The sequence below is a fragment of the Streptomyces filamentosus genome, assembly GCF_014654895.1.
Taxonomy (GTDB): Bacteria; Actinomycetota; Actinomycetes; order Streptomycetales; family Streptomycetaceae; genus Streptomyces; species Streptomyces filamentosus.
This window is the reverse complement of the sequence record NZ_BNBE01000001.1, coordinates 3768780-3794676: the sequence shown is the minus strand read 5'-3', so window position 1 is coordinate 3794676 and position 25897 is coordinate 3768780. Positions and strand designations below refer to the sequence as shown.

22 protein-coding genes are annotated in these 25897 nt (G+C 74.4%); 5 read left to right on the top strand and 17 right to left on the bottom strand.

What is annotated here, in order from left to right:
* Positions 1–29 precede the first annotated feature (29 nt).
* The gene (locus tag IE326_RS17105; RefSeq protein WP_190041942.1) at positions 30–1202 is read left to right on the top strand and encodes a winged helix DNA-binding domain-containing protein; all 1173 of its coding nucleotides are present in this window, start codon (positions 30–32) and stop codon (positions 1200–1202) included.
* On the opposite strand, the gene IE326_RS17100 is transcribed toward IE326_RS17105, so the two are convergent.
* The 5 genes from IE326_RS17100 to IE326_RS17080 are packed head-to-tail and all read right to left on the bottom strand — an operon-like array spanning position 1196 to position 5956.
* On the bottom strand, positions 1196–1867 hold the full coding sequence (locus tag IE326_RS17100; protein ID WP_190041941.1) for a potassium-transporting ATPase subunit C: 672 nt from the start codon (positions 1865–1867) through the stop codon (positions 1196–1198). The two genes, IE326_RS17105 and IE326_RS17100, sit on opposite strands and share 7 nt — an antisense overlap.
* An 8-nt stretch (positions 1868–1875) precedes the next feature.
* Complete coding sequence (gene kdpB, locus IE326_RS17095; RefSeq protein WP_190041940.1) at positions 1876–3987, bottom strand: potassium-transporting ATPase subunit KdpB; 2112 nt, start codon at positions 3985–3987, stop codon at positions 1876–1878.
* On the bottom strand, positions 3984–5648 hold the full coding sequence (kdpA, locus tag IE326_RS17090) for a potassium-transporting ATPase subunit KdpA (protein WP_150228260.1): 1665 nt from the start codon (positions 5646–5648) through the stop codon (positions 3984–3986). Before kdpA ends, kdpB begins: the two co-directional genes overlap by 4 nt.
* A gap of 9 nt (positions 5649–5657) precedes the next feature.
* Positions 5658–5747, bottom strand: coding sequence for a K(+)-transporting ATPase subunit F (gene kdpF / locus IE326_RS17085; RefSeq protein ID WP_033204243.1), 90 nt, complete (start codon positions 5745–5747; stop codon positions 5658–5660).
* Positions 5744–5956: a hypothetical protein gene (locus tag IE326_RS17080; protein ID WP_190042294.1), complete on the bottom strand. Its 213-nt coding sequence runs from the start codon at positions 5954–5956 to the stop codon at positions 5744–5746. Before IE326_RS17080 ends, kdpF begins: the two co-directional genes overlap by 4 nt.
* A 254-nt stretch (positions 5957–6210) precedes the next feature.
* Here IE326_RS17080 and pucL point away from each other — a divergent pair, with 254 nt between their 5' ends.
* Positions 6211–7131 carry a factor-independent urate hydroxylase gene (gene pucL / locus IE326_RS17075; protein ID WP_190041939.1) on the top strand — a complete coding sequence of 307 codons (921 nt, stop codon included), beginning with the start codon at positions 6211–6213 and terminating at the stop codon, positions 7129–7131.
* A gap of 20 nt (positions 7132–7151) precedes the next feature.
* Here the strand turns inward: pucL and crcB (IE326_RS17070) are convergent, their stop codons facing one another.
* Entirely contained in the window at positions 7152–7505 is a 354-nt protein-coding gene (gene crcB, locus IE326_RS17070; protein WP_150228263.1) for a fluoride efflux transporter CrcB, read from the bottom strand.
* Positions 7502–7915: a fluoride efflux transporter CrcB gene (gene crcB, locus IE326_RS17065; RefSeq protein WP_190041938.1), complete on the bottom strand. Its 414-nt coding sequence runs from the start codon at positions 7913–7915 to the stop codon at positions 7502–7504. Before crcB (IE326_RS17065) ends, crcB (IE326_RS17070) begins: the two co-directional genes overlap by 4 nt.
* A 464-nt stretch (positions 7916–8379) precedes the next feature.
* Here crcB (IE326_RS17065) and IE326_RS17060 point away from each other — a divergent pair, with 464 nt between their 5' ends.
* Entirely contained in the window at positions 8380–9579 is a 1200-nt protein-coding gene (locus IE326_RS17060) for an IS701 family transposase (RefSeq protein ID WP_420377864.1), read from the top strand.
* A gap of 24 nt (positions 9580–9603) precedes the next feature.
* On the opposite strand, the gene IE326_RS17055 is transcribed toward IE326_RS17060, so the two are convergent.
* From IE326_RS17055 to IE326_RS17040, 4 genes are all read right to left on the bottom strand, one after another.
* A complete protein-coding gene (locus IE326_RS17055; protein ID WP_190041937.1) occupies positions 9604–11658 on the bottom strand; it encodes a helix-turn-helix domain-containing protein in 2055 nt (684 codons plus the stop codon).
* A gap of 159 nt (positions 11659–11817) precedes the next feature.
* Positions 11818–12792 carry an AfsR/SARP family transcriptional regulator gene (locus IE326_RS17050; RefSeq protein WP_229915371.1) on the bottom strand — a complete coding sequence of 325 codons (975 nt, stop codon included), beginning with the start codon at positions 12790–12792 and terminating at the stop codon, positions 11818–11820.
* Positions 12793–13185: 393 nt separating this feature from the next.
* Positions 13186–13653 (bottom strand): anthrone oxygenase family protein, encoded by a 468-nt coding sequence (locus IE326_RS17045; protein ID WP_190041935.1) that lies wholly within the window; start codon positions 13651–13653, stop codon positions 13186–13188.
* A gap of 153 nt (positions 13654–13806) precedes the next feature.
* Positions 13807–15414 (bottom strand): vWA domain-containing protein, encoded by a 1608-nt coding sequence (locus IE326_RS17040; protein ID WP_190041934.1) that lies wholly within the window; start codon positions 15412–15414, stop codon positions 13807–13809.
* A gap of 265 nt (positions 15415–15679) precedes the next feature.
* On the opposite strand from IE326_RS17040, the gene IE326_RS17035 reads away from it, so the two are divergent.
* The gene (locus tag IE326_RS17035; protein WP_150228269.1) at positions 15680–16396 is read left to right on the top strand and encodes a helix-turn-helix domain-containing protein; all 717 of its coding nucleotides are present in this window, start codon (positions 15680–15682) and stop codon (positions 16394–16396) included.
* Between the two features lie 19 nt (positions 16397–16415).
* Here IE326_RS17035 and IE326_RS17030 read toward each other — a convergent pair whose 3' ends face one another.
* Positions 16416–17285: an ABC transporter permease gene (locus IE326_RS17030; protein WP_150228270.1), complete on the bottom strand. Its 870-nt coding sequence runs from the start codon at positions 17283–17285 to the stop codon at positions 16416–16418.
* Positions 17282–19927, bottom strand: coding sequence for an alpha/beta fold hydrolase (locus IE326_RS17025; protein WP_190041933.1), 2646 nt, complete (start codon positions 19925–19927; stop codon positions 17282–17284). Before IE326_RS17025 ends, IE326_RS17030 begins: the two co-directional genes overlap by 4 nt.
* Before the next feature lie 127 nt (positions 19928–20054).
* Here IE326_RS17025 and IE326_RS17020 point away from each other — a divergent pair, with 127 nt between their 5' ends.
* A complete protein-coding gene (locus IE326_RS17020; protein WP_150228272.1) occupies positions 20055–20510 on the top strand; it encodes a GNAT family N-acetyltransferase in 456 nt (151 codons plus the stop codon).
* Between the two features lie 119 nt (positions 20511–20629).
* Here IE326_RS17020 and mmsA read toward each other — a convergent pair whose 3' ends face one another.
* Genes mmsA through iolC form a run of 4 tightly spaced genes read right to left on the bottom strand, consistent with a single transcriptional unit; the run spans position 20630 to position 25864 of the window.
* Entirely contained in the window at positions 20630–22132 is a 1503-nt protein-coding gene (gene mmsA / locus IE326_RS17015) for a CoA-acylating methylmalonate-semialdehyde dehydrogenase (RefSeq protein WP_190041932.1), read from the bottom strand.
* Between the two features lie 23 nt (positions 22133–22155).
* Positions 22156–24042 (bottom strand): 3D-(3,5/4)-trihydroxycyclohexane-1,2-dione acylhydrolase (decyclizing), encoded by a 1887-nt coding sequence (gene iolD / locus IE326_RS17010; protein ID WP_229915370.1) that lies wholly within the window; start codon positions 24040–24042, stop codon positions 22156–22158.
* Positions 24039–24875: a 5-deoxy-glucuronate isomerase gene (gene iolB, locus IE326_RS17005; protein WP_150228275.1), complete on the bottom strand. Its 837-nt coding sequence runs from the start codon at positions 24873–24875 to the stop codon at positions 24039–24041. Before iolB ends, iolD begins: the two co-directional genes overlap by 4 nt.
* Entirely contained in the window at positions 24872–25864 is a 993-nt protein-coding gene (gene iolC / locus IE326_RS17000; RefSeq protein WP_150232702.1) for a 5-dehydro-2-deoxygluconokinase, read from the bottom strand. The genes iolB and iolC overlap by 4 nt, the downstream gene beginning before the upstream one ends.
* Between the last annotated feature and the right edge of the window lie 33 nt (positions 25865–25897).

Below are 25897 nucleotides of genomic sequence, written 5' to 3'. Positions count from 1 at the left end.
TGTCGGTGCCGCGTACGACAATCGGGGCCATGACCGCGACCGCCGCCCCCGCCCTCACCGCCCGCGCCCTCAACCGGGCCACGCTCGCCCGCCAGCTGCTGCTGGCGCGGGAGGCGCTGTCCGTGGAGGAGGCGGTGCGGCGGGTGGTGGCGCTCCAGGCGCAGCAGCCGGGTTCGCCGTACGTCGCGCTGTGGAACAGGGTGGCGGACTTCGACCCGGCGGGGCTCGACGCGGCCGTGGGCGCGTTCCGGCTCGTCCGCTCGACCCTGCTGCGGATCACCCTGCACCTCGTCCACGCCGACGACCACCGCCCGTTCCGGGAGGCGGTGGAGCCGACGCTGCGCGGGAGCCGGCTGCGGGACCGGCGGTTCACGGACTGCGGCATCACCCCGGACGACGCGGACCGGCTGCTGCCGGACCTCCTGGCGTACGCGGCCCGGCCCCGCGGCGGGGAGGAGCTGCGGGCCCGGGCCGAGGAGCTCTGGGGCGGCGGGACCCTGACGCCGACGGCGGGCCGGCTGCTCCGGCAGTACGGCCCGGTGTGGCACGTCCCGTCCGGCCCGCCGTGGCAGTACGGCACCTCCCCCGACTTCGTCGCCGCCGCCCCCGGCCCGGTGTCGGCCGCCCCGGAGGCGGCGGCGGCCGGCCTGGAGGTGCTGGCCCGCCGCTATCTGGCCGGCTTCGGCCCGGCGTCGGCGCCGGACCTGGCCCGCTTCGCCCTGGTGCAGCAGGGCCGGGCCCGCGCCGCGCTCGACGCGCTCGTCCGGTCCGGCGCGGCGGAGGTGCTGGCGGGCCCGGACGGGAAGCCGCTGTACGACCTGCCGGGGGCGGTCCGCCCGGACGGGGACGCGCCCGCGCCGCCGCGCCTGATGGCGATGTGGGACAGCACGCTGCTGGCGTACGCGGACCGGGGCCGGATCCTCCCGGACGCGTACCGGAGGCACGTCATCCGGGTCAACGGCGACGTGCTGCCCACCCTGCTGGTCGACGGGTACGTCGCCGGGGTCTGGCGCCCGGTCGGCGGCGGGATCGAGGCCACGGCCTTCCGTCCGCTGACGGCCGGCGAGTGGGACGGGCTCGCGGCCGAGGCGGTGTCGCTGGGGAGGCTGCTCACCGGCCGCGATCCGGGGGTGTACGGGCGGTACGGCCACTGGTGGGCGAAGGGCCTGCCGGCGGCCGAGGCCCGCGTCCTGCCCTACTGACGGCCGATCATGTCCCGCAGGGCGACGTTGAGCCGGAGGACGTTGACGCGGGGTTCGCCGACGAAGCCGAGGATCCGGCCGTCGGTGTGGTCGGCGACGAGCTTCTCGACCGCCGCGACGTCGAGCCCGTTGCGTGCGGCGACGCGGTGGACCTGGAGCTTCGCGTACTCCGGGGAGATGTGCGGGTCGAGGCCGGAGCCGGAGGAGGTGACGGCGTCGGCGGGCACGTCGGAGGGCTTCACCGCGTGGCCGGGCGTGGAGTTGTCCTCGACGACGGCGGCCTTGGCGTCCTTCACCCACCGGATCAGGTCCTCGTTGTCGCCGGAGCGGTTGGTGGCGCCGGAGAGGACGATCGAGTACTGGGTGTTGACGCTGTTGGTGCCGAGGCCGTTGGAGGGGCGGGGCTGGAACCAGCGGAGGTCGGGGGCCGGGGTCTCCTCGCCGTCCTTCAGGGGGAGGGTGTAGGTCTGGCCGATGAGTTCGGAGCCGACGACCTTCCCGCTCGCGTCCGCGATCTCGGAGCCGTTCGCCCTGCCGGGGAAGGTGAGCTGGGCGATGCCGGTGACGGCGAGCGGATAGAGGACGCCGCAGACCAGGGTGAGGACGAGGAGGGCGCGGAGGCCCGCCCAGAGCACGCGGCCGGTGTTTCCTACGGAGTTGTTCATGGCGGCGATCAACCGATTCCGGGGATGAGGGTGAGGAGCATGTCGATGAGCTTGATGCCGATGAACGGGGCGATCAGGCCGCCGAGTCCGTAGATCCCGAGGTTGCGCCGCAGCATCGAGTCGGCGCTCGACGGGCGGTAGCGCACGCCCTTCAGGGCCAGCGGCACGAGGGCGACGATGATCAGCGCGTTGAAGATGACGGCCGACAGGATCGCGGACTCCGGGGAGGCCAGGCCCATGATGTTGAGCTTGTCGAGGCTCGGGTAGGCAACGGCGAACATCGCGGGGATGATCGCGAAGTACTTCGCGACGTCGTTGGCGATCGAGAAGGTGGTCAGGGCGCCCCGGGTGATGAGGAGTTGCTTGCCGATCTCGACGATCTCGATGAGCTTGGTCGGGTCGGAGTCGAGGTCGACCATGTTGCCGGCCTCCTTCGCCGCCGACGTACCGGTGTTCATCGCCACGCCGACGTCGGCCTGCGCGAGGGCGGGGGCGTCGTTGGTGCCGTCGCCGGTCATCGCGACGAGCTTGCCGCCCGCCTGCTCGCGCTTGATGAGGGCCATCTTGTCCTCGGGGGTGGCCTCGGCGAGGAAGTCGTCGACCCCGGCCTCCTCGGCGATCGCCTTCGCGGTCAGCGGGTTGTCGCCCGTGATCATGACGGTCCTGATGCCCATGCGGCGCAGCTCGTCGAACCGCTCCCGCATGCCCTCCTTGACGACGTCCTTCAGGTGGATGACGCCGAGGACGCGCGCGCCCTTCTCGTCCTTCGCTGCGACGAGCAGCGGGGTGCCGCCGGCCTGGGAGATGCGGTCGGTCAGCGCGCGGGCGTCGGGGGCGACCGTGCCGCCCTGCTCCTCGACCCAGGCGATGACCGAACCGGTCGCGCCCTTGCGGACCTTGCGCCCGTCCACGTCCACGCCCGACATGCGCGTCTGGGCGGTGAACTCGATCCAGGCCGCTTCGGACAGCTCGCCCTGGTGGCGCTCGCGCAGCCCGTGCTTCTCCTTCGCGAGGACGACGATCGACCGGCCCTCGGGCGTCTCGTCGGCCAGCGAGGAGAGCTGGGCGGCGTCCGCCAGCTCGGCCTCGGTGGTGCCGCGTACGGGGACGAACTCGGAAGCCTGCCGGTTGCCGAGCGTGATCGTGCCGGTCTTGTCGAGCAGCAGCGTCGACACGTCGCCCGCGGCCTCGACGGCGCGGCCCGACATGGCCAGGACGTTGCGCTGGACCAGGCGGTCCATGCCGGCGATGCCGATCGCGGAGAGCAGCGCGCCGATCGTCGTCGGGATCAGACAGACCAGAAGGGCCGTCAGGACGATGAGCGAGGTCTGCCGGTCGGCTCCCGCGTAGATCGCGAACGGCTTCAGCGTCACGACGGCCAGCAGGAAGACGATGGTGAGGGACGCCAGCAGGATGTTGAGGGCGATCTCGTTGGGCGTCTTCTGCCGGGCGGCGCCCTCCACCAGGTTGATCATCCGGTCGATGAAGGTCTCGCCGGGCTTCGTCGTGATCTTGATGACGATCCGGTCGGAGAGCACCTTCGTGCCGCCCGTGACCGCGCAGCGGTCGCCGCCGGACTCGCGGATCACGGGGGCCGACTCGCCGGTGATGGCCGACTCGTCCACGCTCGCGACGCCCTCGACGACGTCCCCGTCACCGGGGATGACGTCCCCGGCCTCGCAGACCACGAGGTCGCCGACGCGCAGGTCGGTGCCGGCCACCTGCTCCTCGCCCGTCCCGGTCAGACGGCGGGCGACGGTGTCGGTCTTGGCCTTGCGCAGGGTGTCGGCCTGGGCCTTGCCCCGGCCCTCCGCCACCGCCTCGGCCAGGTTGGCGAAGACCGTGGTCAGCCACAGCCAGGCGGTGATCGCCCAGCCGAACCGGTCCCCCGGGTTCATGACGGCGAGCACGGTGGTGACGACCGAGCCGACCAGCACCACGAACATGACGGGGGACTTGACCATGACGCGCGGGTCGAGCTTGCGGAGCGCGTCCGGGAAGGAGGCGATCATCTGCTTCGGGTCGAAGAGGCCGCCGCCGACGCGGCCGGTCCCGGCGGACCGTCCGGCGGGCTCCGGGGACTTCGGGGGCCGGGTGGGGGCGGGGGTGAGGGTGCTCATGCTGCGAGTCCTTCGGCGAGCGGTCCCAGGGCGAGGGCCGGGAAGTAGGTGAGACCGGCGATGATCATGATCGTGCCGACCAGCAGGCCCGTGAACAGCGGCTTCTCGGTCCGCAGCGTGCCCGCCGTCTCCGGCACGGGCGTCTGCTCGGCGAGCGAACCGGCCAGCGCGAGGACGAACACCATCGGCAGGAACCGGCCCAGCAGCATCGCGATGCCGATGGTCGAGTTGAACCACTGCGTGTCGGCGTTCAGGCCCGCGAAGGCCGAACCGTTGTTGTTGGCGCCCGAGGTGAAGGCGTACAGGATCTCGGAGAAGCCGTGCGCGCCCGAGTTCGTCATCGAGTGCGCCGGGGTGTCCAGGACGAACGAGGCCGCGGTGAAGCAGAGCACGAGGGCGGGGGTGACGAGGATGTAGCAGGCGGCGAACTTGATCTCCCGCGTGCCGATCTTCTTGCCCAGGTACTCCGGCGTGCGCCCGACCATCAGGCCGGCGATGAACACGGCGATGACCGCCATGACCAGCATGCCGTAGAGGCCGGAGCCGACGCCGCCGGGCGCGATCTCGCCCAGCTGCATCCCCAGCAGGGTGATGCCGCCGCCGAAGCCGGTGTACGAGGAGTGGAAGGAGTTCACCGCGCCCGTCGACGTCAGCGTCGTGGCCACCGAGAACAGCGAGGAGCCGGCGATCCCGAAGCGGGTCTCCTTGCCCTCCATCGCCCCGCCCGCGAGCTCGAACGCCGGGCCGCGGCCCGCGAACTCGGTCCACATCATCAGTGCGGTGAAGCCGATCCAGATGACGGCCATCGTGCCGAGGATCGCGTAGCCCTGCCTCAGCGAGCCGACCATCCGGCCGAAGGTCCGCGTCAGCGCGAAGGGGATGACGAGGATCAGGTAGATCTCGAAGAGGTTGGAGAGTCCGTTCGGGTTCTCGAAGGGGTGGGCGGAGTTGGCGTTGAAGTAGCCGCCGCCGTTCGTGCCCAGCTCCTTGATGACCTCCTGGGAGGCCACCGCGCCGCCGTTCCACTGCTGCGTCCCGCCGCCGAACTGGCCGACCTCGTGGATGCCGGAGAAGTTCTGGATCGCGCCGCAGGCCACCAGGACGAGCGCGCCGATCACCGCCATCGGCAGCAGGATCCGCACGACGCCGCGCACCAGGTCGGCCCAGAAGTTGCCCAGCTCACCCGTACGGGACCGGGCGAAGCCGCGCACCAGGGCGACCGCGACCGCCATGCCGACCGCCGCCGACACGAAGTTCTGCACCGCCAGGCCGCCGGTCTGCACGACGTGGCCCATGGCCTGCTCGCCGTAGTAGGACTGCCAGTTGGTGTTCGCGACGAACGACGCGGCGGTGTTGAACGCCTGGTCCGGGTCGATCGACACGAAGCCGAGCGAGCCCGGCAGCGCCCCCTGCACCCGCTGGAGCAGGTAGAGGAAGAGGAGGCTCACCGCGGAGAAGGCGAGGACCCCGCGCAGATACGCCGGCCAGCGCATCTCCACCGACGGGTTCGCGCCGATCGCCCGGTAGATCCACCTCTCGGGCCGCAGGTGCCTCTCCGAGGAGTAGACGCGCGCCATGTGGTCGCCCAGCGGCCGGTACGACAGGCCGAGGGCGGCGACCAGCGCCAGAAGCTGGAGGACTCCAGCGAGAACAGGACTCATCTCGGGGGCTCAGAACCTCTCCGGCTTGACGAGGGCGAGGACGAGGTAGCCCAGCAGGGCGGCGGCCACGAGCAGGCCGACGATGTTCTCGGCACTCACAGCTTCGCCACCCCCTTGGCGATGAACGCCACCAGCGCGAAGACCGCGATCGTGGTGACGACGAAGGCCGCGTCGGCCATCGTGAGCTCCCGGTGAAGAAGGAAAGCGGATTCTCGGACGAGATGAGGAAACCCCGCCCCCGGGCCGTCGCCGCCGCCGTTGACGGCCCCCTGACGCCCGCCGCCGCCGTCTTGACGGTTCCCGAACACCGCTTGACGCGCTCTTGACGCCGGCCCGCCGCCCCCGGCCCGCCCGGTGCGGCCCGCCCCGCCGCCCATTGCCAGCCACCGTGATCACACTTATGGTCGAGCCACACACCTACGGACCGGGATGCTCGTCAGTCCCGGGGCGGTCCGCCGTTCACGGGCCGGACGGCGGGGGGCGCACGACCGCGGGACGCGGGCGCGCTGGACGCCGGGCGTACGGGATACACGTATCCGCGTACCCGCAGGAGCTGAACCGCATGAGCAAGCACGTCCTGGCCCAGAACCAGTACGGCAAGGCCGAGAACCGCGTCGTCCGCGTCTCCCGCAAGGGCGGCGAGGACGGCGCCTGGCACGAGATCCGCGACCTGAACGTGTCGGTGGCGCTGCGCGGCGAGTACCGCGACGTCCACCTGACCGGCGACAACGGCAACTGCCTGCCGACCGACACCACCAAGAACACGGTCTACGCCTTCGCCAAGGAGCACGGCATCGCCTCCCCCGAGGCGTTCGCGATCCTCCTCGCGAAGCACTTCGTGACCTCCCAGGAGGTCATCCGCGAGGCGCAGGTCCGCGTCGAGGAGTTCGCCTGGGAGCGCATCCCGGTCCCGACCCGCAAGGAGCAGCACTCCTTCGTCCGCCAGGGCCAGGAGGTGCGCACCGCGCAGGTCACGTACAGCGAGACCACCGGCCTCCAGGTGCTGTCCGGGCTGAAGGACCTGACGGTGATGAACTCGACCGACTCCGAGTTCCACGGCTTCATCAAGGACGGGTACACGACGCTCCAGGAGGCGTACGACCGGATCCTGGCCACCAAGGTCACCGCCCGCTGGGCGAACTCGGCCACGGCGGCGGCGGACCCGGAGCACGACTGGGACCGCTCGTACGCGAAGGCCCGCCGGCACATGCTGGAGGCGTTCGCGGAGACGTACAGCTACTCGCTCCAGCAGACCCTGCACGCGATGGCCTGCCGGGTCCTGGACCACGTCCCGACGGTCAACGAGGTGCGGCTCAACCTGCCGAACAAGCACCACTTCCTGGTGGACCTGGAGCCCTTCGGCCTGAAGAACGACAACGAGGTGTACTTCGCGGCGGACCGCATGTACGGCCTCATCGAGGGCACCGTCCACCGCGACGGCGTGCAGCCGGTGATCGCCACCTCGGACTGGATCACCGCCTGACCGTCCCCTCCGGACGCGGCCTAGGGCAGCCCGGCCACCGCGGTTCCGAGCCATACGGCTCCGAGCCCGGCGGCCAGGCTGCCCGCCGCGTTCAGCACCGCGTGGCCCTTCGCCCCGCCCTCGTACAGCCGCAGCGTCTCGTACGAGAAGGTCGAGTACGTGGTGAGGGCGCCGCACAGGCCGGTGCCGAGCAGCAGCTGCGCCCGGCCCGAGGCGACGCCGGTGAGCAGGCCGAGCGCGAACGAGCCGGCCACGTTGACCACGAGGGTCCCCCAGGGGAAGGCGGAACCGTGGCGGGCCTGCACGGCCCGGTCGGTGAGGTAGCGCAGGGGGGCGCCCACGGCGGCGCCGAGCGCGACGAGCAGCCAGTTCACACCGGCTCCCGCCGCACCCACAGCGCCCGGCCCGCGGCGACGCCGGCCGTGACGGCGGCGAGCGCGGTGACCAGGGTGCCGCCCAGGTAGAGGACGGCCTCGACGGGGCTGCCCGCGCCGAACAGGCGGCGGGTGTCGAGCGCGTACGTCGAGAAGGTGGTGAAGCCGCCGCAGAACCCGGTGCCGAGGAAGGGCCGCAGGAGCGGGTGCGGGGCGGCGGGGGCCTCGGTGGCGAGGACCGTCAGCAGGCCGAGCAGGGCGCAGCCCGCCGCGTTGACCGTGAAGACCGTCCAGGGGAAGGTGCCGGGCGCGGTCGGCCACAGGAGCGTCGCCGCGTAGCGGGCGGAGGCGCCGAGCACGCCGCCGGCGGCGACCACCCCGACGACCGGCACCTGTTCCCGCATTCCCATGCCCCCAGGTTAAGGGCGCGAGGCGCACGGGCGCGGTCCCGGGCTGGGGCATTGACCGGCACGCCCGTGCCGCCTCGCTCTGCGATGGTCCGGCGACGGAGCGCGACGGGTCAAAGCGCCTCCGGCGAGTGTGTCAGCTCCCGGCGGTCCTCCGCCCGGGGGGCCACCGGGAGCGGCCGGGGGGTGTGGCCGGGCCACCGCCCCGGCCGCCCCTGGGGTGTTCCGGGGCCCTCCGGGGCCTCCCGGGGGTCCGCCGGAGCGCAGGTCAGGGGCGGGGCGGTGGTCCGGCCACCATCGGGGCGCCGATTCGGGTGCCGGGTCCACCTCGTCGGGGAGGGGGTGGACGGGCGACGGTGGAGGTGCAGCGGGAGGCAGCTGCGCATCCTTCGGGCAGGACGGGCAGGAGTGTCGTGAGTACATCCGTCGCAATCAAGTACGGAACGGCCCCGGTCGTCCCGCAGACCGTGCCGCGCCCCCGGGTCCGCGCCGTGCCCCGGGCCGCCGCGCCGGGGCCCGGCGCCGACGTCTACACAGAGCTGACCTCCGCCCTCTTCGCCGGTTTCGCCCGCCGCGACCAGCGGCTGAAGGCCGAGCAGTACCTGCACGGGCTGCTGGCCGCGCAGGGCCGCAAGTCGATCCGGAACATCGCCGCGCAGATCGGCGGCCCGGCGGCCGAGCAGAGCCTGCACCACTTCATCTCCAGCTCCACCTGGGACTGGCAGCCGATGCGCGCCTCGCTCGGCCGGTTCCTGGAGCGCGGCGGCCACCCGCAGGCGTGGGTGGTGCGGCCGATGCCGATCCCGAAGGCCGGCGAGCACTCGGTGGGCGTGGACCGGCGCTTCGACCCGGAGCGCGGGCAGGTCTTCCAGGGCCAGCAGGCGTTCGGCGTGTGGTTCGCCGGCGAGGAGCTGAGCGCGCCGGTCAACTGGCGGCTGTTCCTGCCCGATCCGTGGGTGAAGGACCGCACCCGGCGCGACCGCGCGGAGGTGCCGGACGAGGCGGGCGAGGAGACGCTGGAGGAGTGCGCGGTCTCCGCGGCCCTCGACACCGCCCGCTGGACCGACATCACCCGCAAGCCGGTGCTCCTCGACATCCGGGGCGGCGCGGGCCGGGCGGCGCTGGCGCGGCTCGCCGCCGCCGGGGTGCCGGTGGTGGCGCGGATCGGGGCCGGTTCGCGGCTGGCGATCGCGGACCGCTCGCTGCCCGGCTTCGGCGCGGGCCCGCTGCCCGCGGGGCAGATCCTGGAGTCCCTGAAGGGCCTGCGCAGGCCGGTCAGCTGGGTGGACACGGTCGGCGGGGCGCGGACCTCGCGGACCTCGCTGGCCACCGCCGTGCGGGTCGCGCTGCCCTCCCCCGGCGGGGAGCGGATGCGGCCGCTGATGCTGCTCGGCGAGTGGGACGACCCGCGCCGGGGCCCGGCCCGGGTGTGGATCAGCGACCTGACGCAGGCCACGGTCGGTTCGCTGCTGCGGCTGACGAAGCTGGCGCAGCGGGTGGACCGGGACTTCGCCGCGGTCGGCGAGGAGGCGGGCCTGCGGGACTTCGTGGGCCGCTCGTACCGGGGCTGGCACCGGCACATCACGCTGGCCTCGGCCGCGCACACGGCGACGGTGCTCGGGGCGGCGTACGGCGCGGGCCACGGCGTCCGCCGGGCGGCCGGCTGACGCGCTCCCGGAGTCCGGCGGGCCTCAGTCGACGGGGCCCGCCGGGTGCCGGAAGGGCGTGGGGGCGGTCCTGCGGCGGGCCAGCACCTCGCGGGTGCGCTGGAGCCGCAGGGCCAGCTGGACCTCCAGGACCTGGCCGGGCTTCTGCCATTCGGGGCCGAGGAGTTCGCCGATGCGCTCCAGGCGGCGGGAGACCGTGTTGGGGTGGACGTGCAGGGCCTCGGCCGCGTTGGTGGGGCTGCCGCCGGAGGCGAAGTACGCCTCCAGGGTGCGGGTCAGGTCGGTGAGCCGCTCGGCGTCGTAGTCGAGGACGGGCCCGATCGCGTTCTCCACGAAGCCGTCGACGTCGTGGTCGTCGGAGAGCAGCATGCCGAGGAAGCCGAGGTCGGCGACGCCCGCGGCGGAGCCCGTACCGCCGAGGGCGCTCATCGCGTCCAGGCAGCGCAGCGCCTCCGCGTACAGCGGGCCGACCGCGTCGGGGCTGGCGCCGGGTCCGGCGGCGGCGACCGAGACGGGGTGGCCGAGGAGCGGGGTGAGCTCCTCGGAGACCGCGGCGGCCGCGGCGGAGGCGTCCACGCCGGGGAGCAGCAGCACGATGCAGCCGCCCTGCACGGTCTTGAGGCCGGAGAGCCGGTACGCGTACGAGGACGCCCAGACGACGGCCCGGCCCTGCTCGCCGCCCTCCGGCCGGGCGACCACGAGGACGTGCGGCCTGCGCAGGTCCACGCCGAGGCGCCGGGCGCGCCGGGCGATCTGCTGCGGGGCGTGCGGGGGGTCGGCGATGAGGTCGTCGAGGAGTTCGTCGCGGACGGGGCCCTCGGCGACGGCGGTGGAGCGCTGCATGAGGAGGAGCAGGGCGACGGACTGGGCGACGAGTTCGAGGAGCCGTCCGTCCTCGTCGGTGAGGCCGCCCTCGGCGCGGACGACCAGGCCGCCGAGGTCCTCGGACCCCGCGATGACGGGGGCGACCCAGACGGAGTCGGCGGCGAGCACCGGGCGGCGGCCCGCGTGGGCGTCGAGGGACGCCTTGGCGACGGCCTCCTCGTCGAGGCCGGGGAAGTCGCCGCCGCCGGCGAGGCGCCGGCCGCCGGGGTCGCGGACCATCACGGCGGCGTCGAGGGCGTCCCCTGCGGCCATGACGACGTGCGGGAGGTCGCCGCCGGCGAGGACCAGGTTCATGATCCGGCCGTGGGCCTCGCTGACGTGCCGCATCCGGGCGAGGCTGGTGCGCACGCGCGCGCTGTCCTGCTCCAGTTCGAGGAGTTCGGCGCGGGTGCGGTCGAGGAGCCCGGCCTTCTCGACGGCGAGGGCGGCCAGGTCGGCGAGGGCGCCGAGCAGGGCGATCTCCTGCGGGGTGTAGGAGCGGACCCGGCGGTCGGCGCCGAAGAGGGCGCCGATGACGGAGTCCCCGCTGCGGAGCGGCACGCCGAGGACGGCGCGCAGGCCCTCGGCGCGGACGGCCTCGGTGCCGGGGTCGGAATCCGCCTCGGGGCCGGTCCCGGGGGCGGGGCCGGTGGGGGCCGGGTCGGCGGTGAAGCGCGGGTCGGCCGGGTAGTCGGGGGTCCAGACGGGCTCGCCGGTGCGCTGGACGAGGCCGCCGATGCAGTTGCCGGTGCCGACGTGCAGGCCCGCGCCGAGGCCGGGCCGGGTGGTGGCGCCGGTGTCGCCGCCGGTGCGGGAGCCCTCGGTGACGCGGATGTACGAGGTCCCCCGGGGGCCGCGCAGGGTCACGTAGGCCATGTCCATGCCGAGGAGGAGGCGGGCGCGGCGGGCGACGATGCGGAGCAGGCCGTCCAGGTCGTAGCTGAGCGTCAGGTCGCGCGCGGTGTCGGTGAGCACGGCGAGCGAGGCGTCGCCGCGGGCGGACCGGGCGCGGTCGGCGGCGCGCTCCGCGTGGAGGGCGCCCGCGAGGTCGACGGCCCGCTCCAGCCTGCCGAGTCCGGCCTCGTCGAGCCCGGCGAGCCGGGCCTCGTCGAGCAGTGCCTCGAACTCGCCGGGCGAACCCTGTCCGGCGAGCAGTTCCAGGACCGCGAGCAGCGCGTCGGCGCCTGCGCCTCCGTCCGCGCCGTGCGTGTCCATCAGCCGCCACCCCCGTAGTCGAGCTTAAATCGGGCACCTCGGAGGAAACCCGTCCTCACGGCCGAAACTAATTCGGTCCCGGAAGCGGGTCAACGGTGACGTGCGGCACTTCATTCCCCCCGGGCCCGGTATCGCCCGGTGGACGGAACCGACGGGCCGTCAGACGGCGACGGCCACGCCCTTCGCCACGGCCTTCACCGCGCCCTTCGCCGCGGGCTCGGTGCGGCCGGGCTGGGACTGGCCGGGAACGCGCGGCAGACCGGACACGGGAAGGGGCACCGGGAGGGGCGCCGGGGCGAGTCCGTGGGCGCCCTCGTGGTCGGCGGCGTACGGGGCGTGGCCGCCGGCGCCGGCGGGCACCCGGGTCTGACGCAGGGTCAGGACCGAGTGGCGGAGCCTGCGGAGGCGGGCCGAGGGCTCCATGCCGTTCTCCCGGTGGAGGATCGTGCGCAGCCGCATGTAGACGGCGAGGGCCTCGTCGTGGCGGTCGCAGCGGAGCAGGGCGACCATGAGGTGGGCCTGGAGCGGTTCGTTGGTGGCGTAGCGGGCGGCGAGCCCGGACAGTTCGGAGAGGATCTCCTCGTGCCGGCCGAGGCCGAGCTGGGCCTCGACCCACTGGTCGAGGACGCTGAGCCGGGCGTTCTCCAGGCGCTCGATCTCGCGGCGGAGGCAGGGGCCCGCGGCCACGCCCGCGTACGGCTCGCCGCGCCAGAGGGCGAGGGCCTCGCCGAAGCGGAGCGAGGCGCGCGACGGGTCGCCGGCGTCCATGGCCCGGTATCCGGCGCCGGCCGCGCGCTCGAAGCGGCCGATGTCGTGGACGCCCGTGCCGGTGTCGAGGCGGTAGCCGCCGGGGAGCGAGACGAGGACGGCGTCGGCGGTGCGCCGCTCGGTCCAGCCGCCGGGGGCCTCGCCGTCCTCGGACCGGTGCAGGGCGCGGGCGATGAGCGCCCGCAGCTCGGCTATGTGGGACGCGAGTTCGGTGCGGGCGCCGCGCGGGGCGCCGGACGGCCACAGCTCCTCGGTGAGGACGGTCACGGGGACGACCTGGCCCGCGAAGGCGGTGAGCAGGGCGAGCACCTGGCGTGGCGCGGCAGCGGTCGGGGTGATCGAGACCCCGCCCTCACTGACCGACACCCCCCCCAGGATGTGGACGTCCACTGTGCCCCCCTCGATGTCCGCGCACGCGGATCCTCGCTTGATTAAAAAAAACCCCCGGAGCCATGTCAATAAGAAACCGGAAGGTACGGAATCCGGATCCCTGAAATCGGAGTGGTTCTCCCTTTTTGGGCGGATATAAGTACGAACGATTCTCGCCAGGGGCTGAAAGCCACTCCACGTGAGAGGCGTGTTTCGGACTCGGTAGTTTGGTTTTGAAGGGTCTCTGTGGATGCGACCGCCGCGATCTTCGTCGAGATCGCGCCAACCCGGACCCCAAGCAGACCCCGGGGTCTGTTTCGACGCCGGCGCGACGGCCCGGAGGGCGGCCCGGGGATCGGTCCGAGGATCGGCCCGGAGATCGGCCGCCGCTCAGCCCGCCGCGGCGGCGGTGAGGAGGCCGAAGGCGACGACGATCAGGGCCGTACGGGCCCGGTGGTAGGCGTTCCAGCGCGGCTCGAAGGCCGCGCGGGTCGCGGCCGGGTCCTCGGCGGGCCCCTCGGCGGCGGCGAGCGCGTTGTTGAGGGGGACGTTGCCGACGGCGGTGACCAGGTGGTTGAGGAGCGCGCAGACGAACCCGGCCAGCATCAGCCAGCGCTGGGCGCCGGTCCGGTCGTCCACCGGCACCAGGTAGGCGGCGATCGGGAAGACCGCGACGCCGGCGAAGACGGTCATGAAGACCGCCCTGGGCACCGCCTCGTTCACCCTGCGCATCGCGGCGACGAACGCGGCGTCCGGGAGGCGGCCCAGAGCGGGCATGACCCCGGTGAGGAAGACGAGCAGGAAACCGGCGTAGAGGCCGGTGCTTCCGACGGCGAGGGCGAGCAGCAGGGAGGCCATGGCCTCATGATGCCGCCCTCCCGGCGGAGCCGCCCGTTCCCCTCGGGACTCTTCCCCGCGCGCGCGGGGAAGAGCCGTACGGACACGGACGTATGGGGCGGACGCGCCCGCGCGCGAGGGGCGGACGCCGTCACGCGTACGGGCCGGGCACGCTCACGCGTAGGGGTCGGAGGAGCGGAACTCCCCTTCCTCCCGCGGGCGTTCGCCGATCAGGCGGTCCGCCTGGCGGACCGCCTCGGCCAGCTCGCCCACCACCGCGGAGCCGGAGCGGCCCCGGATGGCGTCGGCGTACGCGGCCAGTTCGGCCAGGCGCGGCGCGCCCGGCAGGCCGCCGCCGCGCAGCTCCTCCGCGAAGTAGGCGGAGATCGCCGAGAGTTGCAGGCTGTCGTGACCGGCGTCCCAGAGGCGGGCGCCCAGCGCCTGCGTGCCGACCGTGCCGGAACGCTCGCTCGGGGCGCGGGACTCGGGGTCGAGCCAGCGGACGGTGGCGGTGGCGATCCGGCCGCTCGCGCCGGGCCGGGTCTTCACCGCGTACAGCGCGGTGACGGTGTGGCCGGCCCCGATCTCGCCGCCGTCGACCCGGTCGTCCCGGAAGTCCTCGTCGGCGACCTCGCGGTTCTCGTACCCGATGAGCCGGAAGCGCTCCACGGTCTCCCGGTCGAAGGCCACCTGCGCCTTGGCGTCCCGGGCGCGCGGCTCGACCTGCACGGGCAGCTGGTCCACGAAGACCTTGCGGGCCTGGTCGCGGGTGGAGATGTACGTGGTCTGGCCGTCGCCCCGGTCGGCGAGCCGTTCCATCAGCTCGTCGCCGTACTCGCTGCCGACGCCCACCCCGAAGAGGGTGATGCCGTGCTCCCTGCGCTGCCCCTCGATGCGGGAGAGCAGGGCGTCGGCGGCCGTCTCGCCGGTGTTGGCGAGGGCGTCGGAGAGCAGCACGACCCGGTTGACCGCGCCCTTCCGGTGCCCCGCGGCGGCGACGTCGTAACCGGTGGACAGGCCCGCCTCCAGGTTGGTGGAGGAGCGGACGGCGAGGGCGTCGACGGCCTCGCGGACCCGTCCGCGGGCGTCGCCGAGCCGGGTCATCGGCAGCAGGGTCTCGGCTTCGTCGCTGAAGGCGACCAGGGCGATCGAGTCGTCGTCGCGCAGCCCGTCCGCGGCGAGCCGCAGGGAGTGCTGGACGAGGTCGAGCCGGCCCGTCTCGCCCATCGAGCCGGAGACGTCGACGACGAAGGTGAGGGCGGCGGGCGGGCGTTCCCCGTCCCGGTCCGCGTCCCGGGTGGCGAGGCCGACCCGGACCAGCGACCAGCCGTCCGCGCCGGTCGCGGCGCCGTCGACGGTGACGCTGAAGCCGTCGACGGCGGGGCGCGGGTAGTCGGGGCGGAAGCTGTTGACGAACTCCTCGGGCCGCACGGTGGAGGGCTCGGGCAGCCGGCCCTCGGCGAGCGAGCGGCGGGCGTAGCCGTACGAGGCGGTGTCGACGTCCAGGGCGAAGGTGGAGAGGTAGTCGGGGGCGGGGCCCGGGGCCCGCTGCTCGCCCTCGGGGGCGTCGGCGGACCGGCCCTCGCCCTGCCCCTCCCCCTGTCCCGCGGTCCGGCCGTCCGCCGGGGCGGGCGCGGCGGTGCGGCCCCCTCCGGGGAGCCGCGGCGCGGGCTTCCGGTGGTCGGCCGCCGTGTCGTTCCCGCTGCCGGCGCAGCCGCCGAGGACCAGTCCGGCGGCGAGGACGGCGGCGAGGACGGCACTTCTCCTGCGTGTGCGGTTCATGGGCAACTCCCCGTTTCCCTGAGGGACTTGTGCCGGGCGAGGACCACCGCCGGGTGCGGCGGGGCCGGGCCCGGCTCCTGAGACTGTGACGAACGGGAGGCCCGTGCGGAGCGCGCGGAGGAGTTGCGGATGGATCTCGATGTGGCAACGGACGCCGGAATGGGGCAGGTGGCATGGAGACGCCAGGTTTGTCCACAGGGGTTGTCACCGTGTGCAGTCACATGAGTACATTGAGTGGACATCGATGGGACGGGGGTGGTCAGCGGTGGCAGAGAACGCGGGCTCCGTGGTGCTCGCCCGTTCGGCGATGAACCGGGCCGCGACCGAGGGACAGCGGCCGGCGGGGCGCCCGGTCCGGGGGGCGCGGCGCATCAGCGCCGTGCTCGCCGGGCTGGCCGCCTCGACCCGGCACGAGCTGCTGACCTTCGACGATCCCGCGGCCTCGGCGGAGCGCGCGATCCCCGAGCCGTTCCTGGAGCTGGCGGGAGCGTGCATGCGCGCGGCGGTGGAGCGGGCCGGGGAGGTGCGGCGGATCGTGCCCCGGCACGCGCTCCCCCGGCTGGAGGGCGGGCCGCGGATACCCGGGCGGGCGCGGTGCGCCGACACGATCCCCTTCAAGATGATCGTGGTGGACCGGACGGTGGCGGCGGTCCCCCTCGACCTGGAGCTGTTGTACAACGGGCTGCTGCTGATCAGGGACCCGGTGGTGGTGCAGGCCCTGGTGCGGGCCCATCACGTCTGCTGGACGGCGGCCGAGGAGCTGGGCCGCGTCCCGCCGCCCCGGCCGCCGGGCGGCCTCCCGGAGCAGCTCCGGCCGGTCCTGGAGGCGCTGTTGTCGGGGCTGACCGACGAGACGGCCGCGGCCCGGCTCGGCATGTCGGGGAGGACCTACAGCCGGCGGGTGGGCGAGCTGCTGGCCACCCTGGGCACGACGAGCCGCTTCCGCGCGGGCGCGGAAGCGGCTCGGAGGGGGTGGCTGTGAGACCCGGCGGGCGGCCGTCCTAGGACACGATGTCCTTGCGGGCGAAGCCCCGGAAGGCGAGGGCGAAGAGCACCAGGGCGTACGCCACGGAGACCGCCGCGCCCTGGATCATGCCGCCCCACTCCAGGCGGGGCTGGAGGGCGTCGATCCAGGCGAACTGCCAGTGCGCGGGCAGGAGGTCGCGCCAGTCGCCGAGGGCGGTGACCGCGTCCAGGACGTTGCCGACGATCGTCAGGCCGACGGCTCCGCCGACCGCGCCGAGCGGGGCGTCGGTGCGGGTCGACAGCCAGAAGGCGAGGCCCGCGGTGACCAGTTGGGAGACGAGGACGAAGGAGGTGGCGACGAGCAGCCGGAGGACGGCCTCCCCCGCCGGGAGCGACCCGCCGGTGGGCAGCTGGAGCGGGCCCCAGCCGTAGGCGACCGTGCCCGCGGCCAGGGCGAGCAGCGGCAGCAGGAAGAGGGCCGCCGTGCTGTAGCCGAGCGCGACCGTCAGCTTGGCCGCGAGCAGCCGGGCACGCGGCACGGGCGCGGCCAGGAGATAGCGGAGCGAGGACCAGCCGGCCTCGGAGGCGACGGTGTCGCCGCAGAAGAGCGCCACGGGGATGACGAGGAGGAAACCGGCCGAGACGAAGAGGCAGGTCGCCGCGAAGTTGGCGCCCGAGGCGGTCGCCGTGTCGATGAGGGTGATCCGGCCGCCGCGGTCGTCGGCGTCGGGGCCGCCGATGGCGAAGGCCACGATCAGGACGAAGGGCAGGGCGGCGAGCACCCCGGCCATCACCAGGGTGCGGCGGCGCTTCCACTGGCGCAGGGCCTCGACGCGCAGCGGCAGCGTGCGGCCGGGGCGGTAGCCGGGGGCGAGGGCCTCGGGGCCGGGGGCCGTCGCGGTCATGCGGATCCTCCGATCAGGGTCAGGAAGGCGTCCTCCAGGCGTCGGTGCGGGCCGATCCCGGTCAGCGGGACGTCCAGGCGGACGAGTTCGCCGATCAGCGCGGTCGTGTCGGCGGCCGCCCCCTCGGGGGCGTCGAGGCGGACCAGGAGACCGTCCTCCGCGCGGACGGCGGAGCCGACGCCGGGCAGGGCGGCGACCTTCTCCACCAGCACGTCGGAGACGGGCGCGCCGAGGGTGACGAGGAGGGTGTCGCCGGCACCGGTGATCTCGGCGACCGGACCGGCCTGGACGAGCCGGCCGCGGTCCATGACGACGAGGTGGGTGCAGGACTGCTCGACCTCCGCGAGGAGGTGGCTGGAGACGATGACGGTGCGGCCGCCCGCCGCGTACCGGATCATCACCTCCCGCATCTCGCGGATCTGCGGCGGGTCGAGGCCGTTGGTGGGTTCGTCGAGGATGAGGAGGTCCGGCAGGCCGAGCATGGCCTGGGCGATGGCGAGGCGCTGCCGCATGCCCTGCGAGTAGGTGCGGACGGCCCGTTCGAGGGCGCCGCCCAGGTTGGCGATGCGCAGGGCGTCGTCGAGGTGGGCGTCCTCGGCGGGGCGGCCGGTGGCCTTCCAGTACAGCTCCAGGTTCTCCCGGCCGGTGAGGTGCGGCAGGAAGCCGGCGCCCTCCACGAAGGAGCCGACCCGGGAGAGGACCGGGGCGCCGGGCCGGACGGCCTGGCCGAAGACGCGGATCTCGCCCTCGTCGGGGCTGATCAGGCCCATCAGCATGCGCAGGGTGGTGGTCTTCCCGGCGCCGTTGGGGCCGAGGAGGCCGAGGACCTGGCCCTGTTCGACGCGGAAGGACAGTTCGCGGACCGAATACCGCTCGCCGCCCCTGTACTTCTTCGACAGGCCGGTGATCTGGAGCGGGACGGCGGCCAGTTCCGGGTCGGGCGCCGGGGCGGCGGTGCGGCGGCGGCCGGTGAGCAGGAGCGCGGCGGCCACGGCGAGGCCGATCAGCGGCAGGCCCCACACCCACCACGGCAGGCCGGCGGCCCGGGTGGTGACGGCGGGCGCGGTCGGCACGGCGAGGGGGCCCTCGACGGCGACGGTGTAGCCGGCGGTGGCCGCCGGGGAGGCGTAGCCGAGGTCGGTGGCCGCGACGACGAGCCGGAGCCGGTGCCCGGCCTCCACCTCGTGGTCGATCGCGGGCAGGGTGAGGGTGACGGACCGGCCCCTCCCCGCGTCCTCGACGCGGAGCGGGGTGACGAGCCCGCCGGGCAGCACCTGCTGCCGGCCGTCCGGCCCGGCGTCGTACAGCTTCGCGAAGAGGACGGCGGAACCGTCCGGGGCGGTGGAGGTGACCCTGACGCGGACGGTCGGGGTGCCGGTGACGCGGAGCGGCGCGGACTGCGGGGCGGCGTCGAAGCGGGCGTGCTGGCCGGGGAAGTCGAGGGCCAGGCCGACGCCGAGCGAGGAGGAGAGCCCGCCGAGGCCGCCGCCGAGACCGGGCACGGCGGAGAGGGCGGGCGGGGCGGCGCCCGCCGGGTTGGTGAAGCGCTGCGGGGGGCCGGTGAGGGCGAGTGCGCGGGTGTCCTCGCGCAGGCCGGGGTAGCGGTCGGCGGTGGCGGCGCGCAGCGTGGCGCGGCCGTCCGTGGAGTCGACGCCGCCGGTGCGGCTGACGCGGAAGGCGGGGCCGGTGTCGACGGAGGCGTCCTTCTTCAGCCAGCGATCGAACCAGGCGCCGATCCGGTCCTCGACCCGGCCGGCCTCGCGGTCGCCGCCGTCGTGGCCGCCGGCGATCCAGTCGACGGCGACGGGGGCGCCGTTCGCGGCGAGGGCGCGGGCCATGGCGTCGGACTGGTCGAGGGGGAAGAGGGAGTCGGTCTGCCCCTGGACGATGAGGGCGGGGACCTTGATGCGGTCGCCGACGGCGGAGGGGCTGCGGGCCTCCAGGAGGGCGCGGGCGGCGGCGTCGGGGCGGCCGGAGACCGCGACGCGTTCCTTCAGGGCGCAGACCTCGGGGGCGAAGCGGCCGCAGGCGTCGCCCCGGGCGTCGGTGCCCATCGAGAAGAGGATCCCCGCCCACAGCTTCTTGTAGACGCCGTCCGGGAGGAGGGCGTCGGCGAGGTTCCAGTAGGTGATCTGCGGGGCGATGGCGTCGATCCGGGAGTCGTGTCCGGCGGCGAGGAGCGCGATCGCGCCGCCGTAGGAGGCGCCGGTGACGCCGACGCGCGGGTCGCCCGCCCCGTCGAGCAAGACCTCGGGGCGGGCGGCGAGCCAGTCGACGAGCCTCCCCGCGTCCCGGACCTCGTGGTCGGGGTCGTTGAGGCCGATCTTCCCGCCGGAGGCGCCGAAGCCGCGGGCCGACCAGGTGAGGACGGCGTACCCGTCGCGGGCGAGCCGTTCCGCCTGGGGCCGGACGTCGTCCTTGGAGCCGCCGAAGCCGTGGGCGAGGAGGACGGCCGGGCGGCGCCCGGAGCCGGAGCCGGTGAAGTACGAGGTGTCGATCCGCACCCCGTCGAAGGTGAGGGCCCGGTCCTCGCGGTGGACGGGCGGGGGGTCGTCCAGGGCGGCGGCGGACCAGGCGCCCGCGCCCGCGAGGACGGCGAGGACGCCGGTGACCGCGGCCCACCGGGGAAGTCGGAGTCGCATGGTCCCGAGCCTAAGCGGGCCGGCTGTGCGCGGGCGGCGCCCCGGGGCGGAGACCGGCGGCCTCCTGGAGGCGTACGCGGTACGGTCCGCGTACAGCGGTCGCGGTACGCGAGGGCCGGGAGGCGGCATGGCGGGAACGGGCGGTTTCGGGATCCGGCGGGCCGGGACGGTGGCCGAACTGCTGGCGGCGGCACACCTGTACGACGGTCCGGCGCGGCCGGAGTGGGCGGAGCGCTTCCTCGCCTCCCCCGGCCACCTGATGCTGATCGGGTACGCGGCGGACGGCTTCCCCGCCGGTTTCGTGACGGGGATCGAGATGATCCACCCGGACAAGGGCGCCGAACTGTGCCTGTACGAGCTGGGGGTCGACGAGGCGTACCGGCGTCGGGGGCTCGGCCGGGCGCTGACCGAGGCGCTGCTCGCGGCCGCCCGCGAGCGGGACTGCGCGGGGGCGTGGGTGCCGGTGGACACGGACAACGGTCCGGCGCTCGCCACGTACCGCTCGGCGGGCGCGGCGGACGAGGGGGTGTGCGCGATCCGCGCCTGGTCCTTCGACGACGAGCCGTGGGCCGTGCCTTCCTGATCCGGCCTGATCCGGCCTGATCCGGAAGACACGGCCTGGACAGGACACGGCCCGGACGGCCCGACGGCCCCCGGGCCGCGCGCGGTGCGCGCTCCGGGGGCCGTCGGACGTCCGCGGGGTCAGTGGTTGCGCGGGAAGCCCAGGTCCACGCCGGCGGGGGCGTCGGCCGGGTCGGGCCAGCGGGTGGTGACGACCTTGCCGCGGGTGTAGAAGTGCACGCCGTCGTTGCCGTAGATGTGGTGGTCGCCGAAGAGCGAGTCCTTCCAGCCGCCGAAGGAGTGGTAGCCCACCGGCACCGGGATCGGCACGTTGACGCCGACCATGCCGGCCTCGACCTCCAGCTGGAAGCGGCGGGCGGCGCCGCCGTCGCGGGTGAAGATCGCGGTGCCGTTGCCGAACTTCGAGGCGTTGATGAGGGCGAGGCCCTCCTCGTACGTCTCGGCGCGCAGCACGCAGAGGACCGGGCCGAAGATCTCGTCCTGGTACGCCTTGGCGGTGGTCGGCACGTGGTCGAGGAGGGAGAGGCCGATCCAGTGGCCGTTCTCGTGGCCCTCGACGGTGTAGCCGGTGCCGTCGAGGACGACCTGGCAGCCCTCGGCCTCGGCGCCGTGCACGTAGGAGGCGACCTTGTCGCGGTGGACGGCCGTGATGAGCGGGCCCATCTCGGAGGCCGGGTCGTTGCCGGGACCGATCTTGATCTTCTCGGCGCGCTCGCGGATCTTCTCGACGAGCTCGTCGCCGATGGCGCCGACGGCGACGACGGCGGAGATCGCCATGCAGCGCTCGCCGGCGGAGCCGTACGCGGCGGAGACGGCGGCGTCGGCGGCGGCGTCGAGGTCGGCGTCCGGGAGGACCAGCATGTGGTTCTTGGCGCCGCCGAGCGCCTGGACGCGCTTGCCGTTGGCGGAGGCGGTGGTGTGGATGTGGCGGGCGATCGGGGTGGAGCCCACGAAGGAGATCGCGGCGACGTCCGGGTGCTCCAGGAGGCGGTCGACGGCCACCTTGTCGCCGTGCAGGACGTTGAAGACGCCGTCCGGCAGGCCGGCCTCGGCGAGCAGCTCGGCGATCTTCAGGGAGGCCGAGGGGTCCTTCTCGCTCGGCTTGAGGACGAAGGTGTTGCCGGTCGCGATGGCGATCGGGAACATCCACATCGGCACCATGGCCGGGAAGTTGAAGGGCGTGATGCCGGCGACGACGCCGACCGGCTGGCGGATGGACGCCACGTCGACCCGGTTGGAGACCTGGGTGGACAGCTCGCCCTTGAGCTGGGTGGTGATGCCGCAGGCCAGGTCGACGATCTCCAGGCCGCGGGCGACCTCGCCGAGGGCGTCGGAGTGGACCTTGCCGTGCTCGGCGACGATCAGCTCGGCGATGGCGTCGCGGTTGGCGTCGAGCAGCGCGCGGAACTTGAAGAGGACCGTGGTGCGCTGCGCCAGCGAGGAGGTGCCCCAGGTGGCGAAGGCGTCCTTCGCGGCGGCGACGGCCGCGTCGACCTCCTCCACCGAGGCGAGGGCGACCCGCGTGGTGACGGCGCCGGTGGCCGGGTCGGTCACCGGGCCCCAGTTGCCCGAGGTGCCCTCGACGGTCTTGCCACCGATCCAGTGGTGGACGCTCTTCGTCATGACGTGTTACTCCTTCGGGACCTTCAGAGATGGCGGCGTCGGGCGGTGACGTGCCGGTCGTACTCCTCGCGGGCCTTGACCGCCGACGGGCGGGTCGAGATCTCGGCCACGGGCACATCCCACCACGCCTGGGCCGGGGGCGGGCCCGACACACTGTCTGCCGTTTCGGTCTCGACGTAGACACATGTGGGATCCGTGGCGCTCCGGGCGTCGGCGAGGGCTTCCCGCAGGTCACGGATGGTGCGGGGGCGCAGCACCCGCATCCCGAGGGAGGCCGCGTTGGTCCCGAGGTCGACGGGGAGCGGGGGGCCGGTGAAGGCTCCCGAGGCGTCCCGCAGGCGGTAGTCGGTGCCGTACCGCTCGGCGCCGACCGCCTCGGAGAGGCCGCCGATGGAGGCGTAGCCGTGGTTCTGGAGGATCACCAGCTTCAGCGGGAGGCGTTCCTGCACGGCGGTGACGATCTCGGTGGGGTTCATCAGGTACGTCCCGTCGCCGACGAGGGCCCAGACGGGCCGGCCGGGGGCGGCGAGGAGGACGCCGATCGCGGCGGGGATCTCGTAGCCCATGCAGGAGTAGCCGTACTCGACGTGGTACTGGTCGCGGGAGCGGGTCCGCCACAGCCTGTGGAGGTCGCCGGGGAGCGAGCCGGCGGCGTTGACCAGGATGTCGGTGGAGTCGACCAGGGTGTCGAGCACGCCGAGGACCTGGGCCTGGGTGGGGAGGGCGGTCTCGTCGGGAGCGGCGCAGGCGGCGGTGACCCGGGCCTCCCAGCGGAGCTTCTCCTCGGTGTACTCGTGGACGTAGTGCGCGGCCACGTGGTGCGGGTCGAGGAGCGCGTGGAGCTGTTCGAGGCCCTCGCGGGCGTCGGCGACCAGGGGCAGCCCGGCCTGTTTGTGCGCGTCGAAGGCGGCGACGTTGAGGTTGACGAAGCGGACGGAGGGGTGGCCGAAGAGGGTGCCGGAGGCGGTGGTGAAGTCGGTCCACCGGGTGCCGACGCCGAGGACGACGTCGGCGGTGCGGGCCAGGTGGTTCGCGACGGCGGTGCCGGTGTGGCCGACGGCGCCGACGTCCTGCGGGTGGTCGTGGGGCAGGGTGCCCTTGCCGGCCTGGGTGGAGGCGACGGGGATGCCGGTGGACGCGGCGAGTTCGGCGAGCGCCTCCTCGGCCCGGCTGTGCTTGGCGCCGCCGCCGGCGACGATCAGCGGGCGGGCGGCGCCGGCGAGCGCGGCGACGGCCGCGTCGAGTTCGGCCTCGTCGGGCGAGGGGCGGCGGATCCGCCAGGTGCGGTCGGCGAAGAACTCCGCGGGCCAGTCGTACGCCTCCGCCTGCACGTCCTGCGGGAGGGCGAGGGTGACGGCTCCGGTGGCGGCGGGGTCGGTGAGGACCCGCATCGCTTCGAGCGCGGCCGGGATCAGCGCCTCGGGGCGGACGATCCGGTCGAAGTGGCGGGAGACGGGCCGCAGGCAGTCGTTGACGGAGACGTCGCCGGCGTACGGCACCTGGAGCTGCTGGAGGACCGGGTCGGCGGGGCGGGTCGCGAAGGTGTCGCCGGGGAGCAGCAGCACCGGGAGGTGGTTGACGGTGGCGAGGGCGGCGCCGGTGACGAGGTTGGTGGCGCCGGGGCCGATGGAGGTGGTGACGGCGTGCGCGGAGAGCCGGCCGGTCTGGCGGGCGTGGCCGACGGCGGCGTGCACCATGGCCTGTTCGTTGCGGCCCTGGTGGAAGGGCATGTGCTCCTCCTCGACCAGGGCCTGGCCGATCCCGGCGACGTTGCCGTGGCCGAAGACGCCCCAGGTGGCGGCGATCAGCCGGTGCCGCTCGCCGTCGCGTTCGGTGTGCTGGGCGGCGAGGAAGCGCACCAGGGCCTGGGCGACGGTGAGGCGGACGCTTCCGGTGAGGCGGACGCTCACGCGTATCCCTCCGTGTGGTCGGGGTGGAAGCTGATCCGCCACTCCCGTTCGGGGCCGGGTCCGGCCATGACGTTGAGGTAGTAGAGGTCGTGGCCCGGCTGGGCGATCGAGGGGCCGTGCCAGCCGTCGGGGACGAGGACGGCGTCGCCGTGCCGGACCTCGGCGAGGAGGTCGGCGCCGCCGGGCCGGGAGGGCGAGATCCGCTGGTAGGCGTAGCCGCGCGGGTCCTGGATCTCGTAGTAGTAGATCTCCTCCAGGACGGATTCCGTGCCGGGGCGGTGCTCGTCGTGCTTGTGCGGCGGGTAGGAGGACCAGTGGCCGCCGGGGGTGACGACCTCGACGGCGATCAGCCGGTCGCAGGCGAACCCGTACCGCTCGTCGGCTCCGGCGGGGGCGGCCGCGGCGAAGTTCCGCACCGTACGGCTCCGGTCGCCGCTGCCGCGGGTCTCGACGGGAACCTCCGGCGCGGGACCGTAGCGGGCGGGGAGTCGTCGCCCGCACTTCGCTCCTGCCAAAGCGAAGCGGCCCCCCGCGCCGGAGGCGATCTGGGCGTGGGCGTCGCGCGGTACGTAGACGAAGTCGGTCACGGAGGAGAACGCGCTTGCGCGGCCGCCGAGTTCGAAAAGCTCCCCGTCGACGCGCACGGTACAGGCACCGGCCAGCGGAAGCACCACCCACTCGGCGTCCGCGCTGTCGAAGCGGTGCTCCCCGCCGGGCGGCAGGTCGAGGACCCGGAGCGCGCAGTGGTCCCATCCGGCGGTGGAGGGGTCGATGTCCACGGCGTACGGTCCCCGGGCGGCGGTCCCGGCGGGCAGGTGGAGGCGGCTGGTCACGGGTGGTCGTCCTTCGGGGGGAGGGTGCCCGTGCCGGTGGCGAGGGCCCGGTCGATCTCGGCGGCGTCCGGCATGGCGGGGGCGCAGCCGAGGCGGCCCGCGACGATGGATCCGGCGGCGGAGGCGCGGCGCAGGGTCTCCTCCAGGGGGAGGCCGGCGAGGAGGCCGTGGACGAGGGCGCCGCCGAAGGCGTCCCCGGCGCCGAGGCCGTTGACGACCTCGACGGGCAGCGGGGGCACGGCGGCGCGGCGGCCGTCCGCGGCGAGCGCGAGGACGCCCTCGGGGCCGCGTTTGACGACGGCGAGCGGCACGGCGGCCGGGCCGCCGGGGCTTTCGGGTCCGGTGGGGGCGAGGAGGCGGAGGAGGGCGCGGGCGGCGGCCTCCGGTTCGCGTTCGCCGGTGGCGACCTCGCACTCCTCGGCGTTGCCGACGGCGACGGTGGCGTGCCGCAGGGCTTCGGCGTAGTGGGGGCGGGCGGCGGCCGGATCGGGCCAGAAGGCGGGCCGCCAGTCGAGGTCGAGGACGGTGTGGGGGCGGCCGGAGCGGGCCCGCAGGGCGGTGAGGGTGGCGGCCCGGCTGGGTTCCTCGCTGAGGCCGGTGCCGGTGGTCCACAGGACGCGGGCGGCGCGGACCGCGTCGAGGTCCAGCTCGTGCGGGTGGATCTCCAGGTCGGGGGCCTTGGGGCGGCGGTAGAAGGTGAGGGGGAAGTCGTCGGGCGGGAAGAGGGCGCAGAAGGTGACGGGGGTGGGGTGCTCGGGGACCTCGGCGACCCAGCGGGCGTCGACCCCGAACTCCTTGAGCTCGCGCCGGAGGTAGGTGCCGAAGGGGTCGGCGCCGGTGCGGCTGATCAGGGCGGTGCGGCGGCCGAGGCGGGCGGCGGCGACGGCGACGTTGGCCGGAGAGCCGCCGAGGAAGCGCCGGAAGGTGTCGACCCGGTCGAGTCCGACTCCGCTGCGGAGGGGGTAGAGGTCGACGCCGAGCCGCCCCATGGTGATCAGCTCGTACGGCTCCGACTCCACCCG

Bases quoted from the DNA above. Each gene is read 5' to 3' on its own strand.
- IE326_RS17055 (WP_190041937.1), bottom strand. From the start codon at position 11,658: ATGGACACGCACGGCGCGGACGGAGGCGCAGGCGCCGACGCGCTGCTC.
- IE326_RS17105 (WP_190041942.1), top strand. From the start codon at position 30: ATGACCGCGACCGCCGCCCCCGCCCTCACCGCCCGCGCCCTCAACCGG.
- IE326_RS17040 (WP_190041934.1), bottom strand. From the start codon at position 15,414: ATGAACCGCACACGCAGGAGAAGTGCCGTCCTCGCCGCCGTCCTCGCC.
- kdpA (WP_150228260.1), bottom strand. From the start codon at position 5,648: ATGAGTCCTGTTCTCGCTGGAGTCCTCCAGCTTCTGGCGCTGGTCGCC.
- crcB (WP_190041938.1), bottom strand. From the start codon at position 7,915: ATGGGAATGCGGGAACAGGTGCCGGTCGTCGGGGTGGTCGCCGCCGGC.
- iolC (WP_150232702.1), bottom strand. From the start codon at position 25,864: ATGGGGCGGCTCGGCGTCGACCTCTACCCCCTCCGCAGCGGAGTCGGA.
- kdpB (WP_190041940.1), bottom strand. From the start codon at position 3,987: ATGAGCACCCTCACCCCCGCCCCCACCCGGCCCCCGAAGTCCCCGGAG.
- IE326_RS17045 (WP_190041935.1), bottom strand. From the start codon at position 13,653: ATGGCCTCCCTGCTGCTCGCCCTCGCCGTCGGAAGCACCGGCCTCTAC.
- IE326_RS17030 (WP_150228270.1), bottom strand. From the start codon at position 17,285: ATGACCGCGACGGCCCCCGGCCCCGAGGCCCTCGCCCCCGGCTACCGC.
- IE326_RS17100 (WP_190041941.1), bottom strand. From the start codon at position 1,867: ATGAACAACTCCGTAGGAAACACCGGCCGCGTGCTCTGGGCGGGCCTC.
- IE326_RS17020 (WP_150228272.1), top strand. From the start codon at position 20,055: ATGGCGGGAACGGGCGGTTTCGGGATCCGGCGGGCCGGGACGGTGGCC.
- IE326_RS17025 (WP_190041933.1), bottom strand. From the start codon at position 19,927: ATGCGACTCCGACTTCCCCGGTGGGCCGCGGTCACCGGCGTCCTCGCC.
- mmsA (WP_190041932.1), bottom strand. From the start codon at position 22,132: ATGACGAAGAGCGTCCACCACTGGATCGGTGGCAAGACCGTCGAGGGC.
- pucL (WP_190041939.1), top strand. From the start codon at position 6,211: ATGAGCAAGCACGTCCTGGCCCAGAACCAGTACGGCAAGGCCGAGAAC.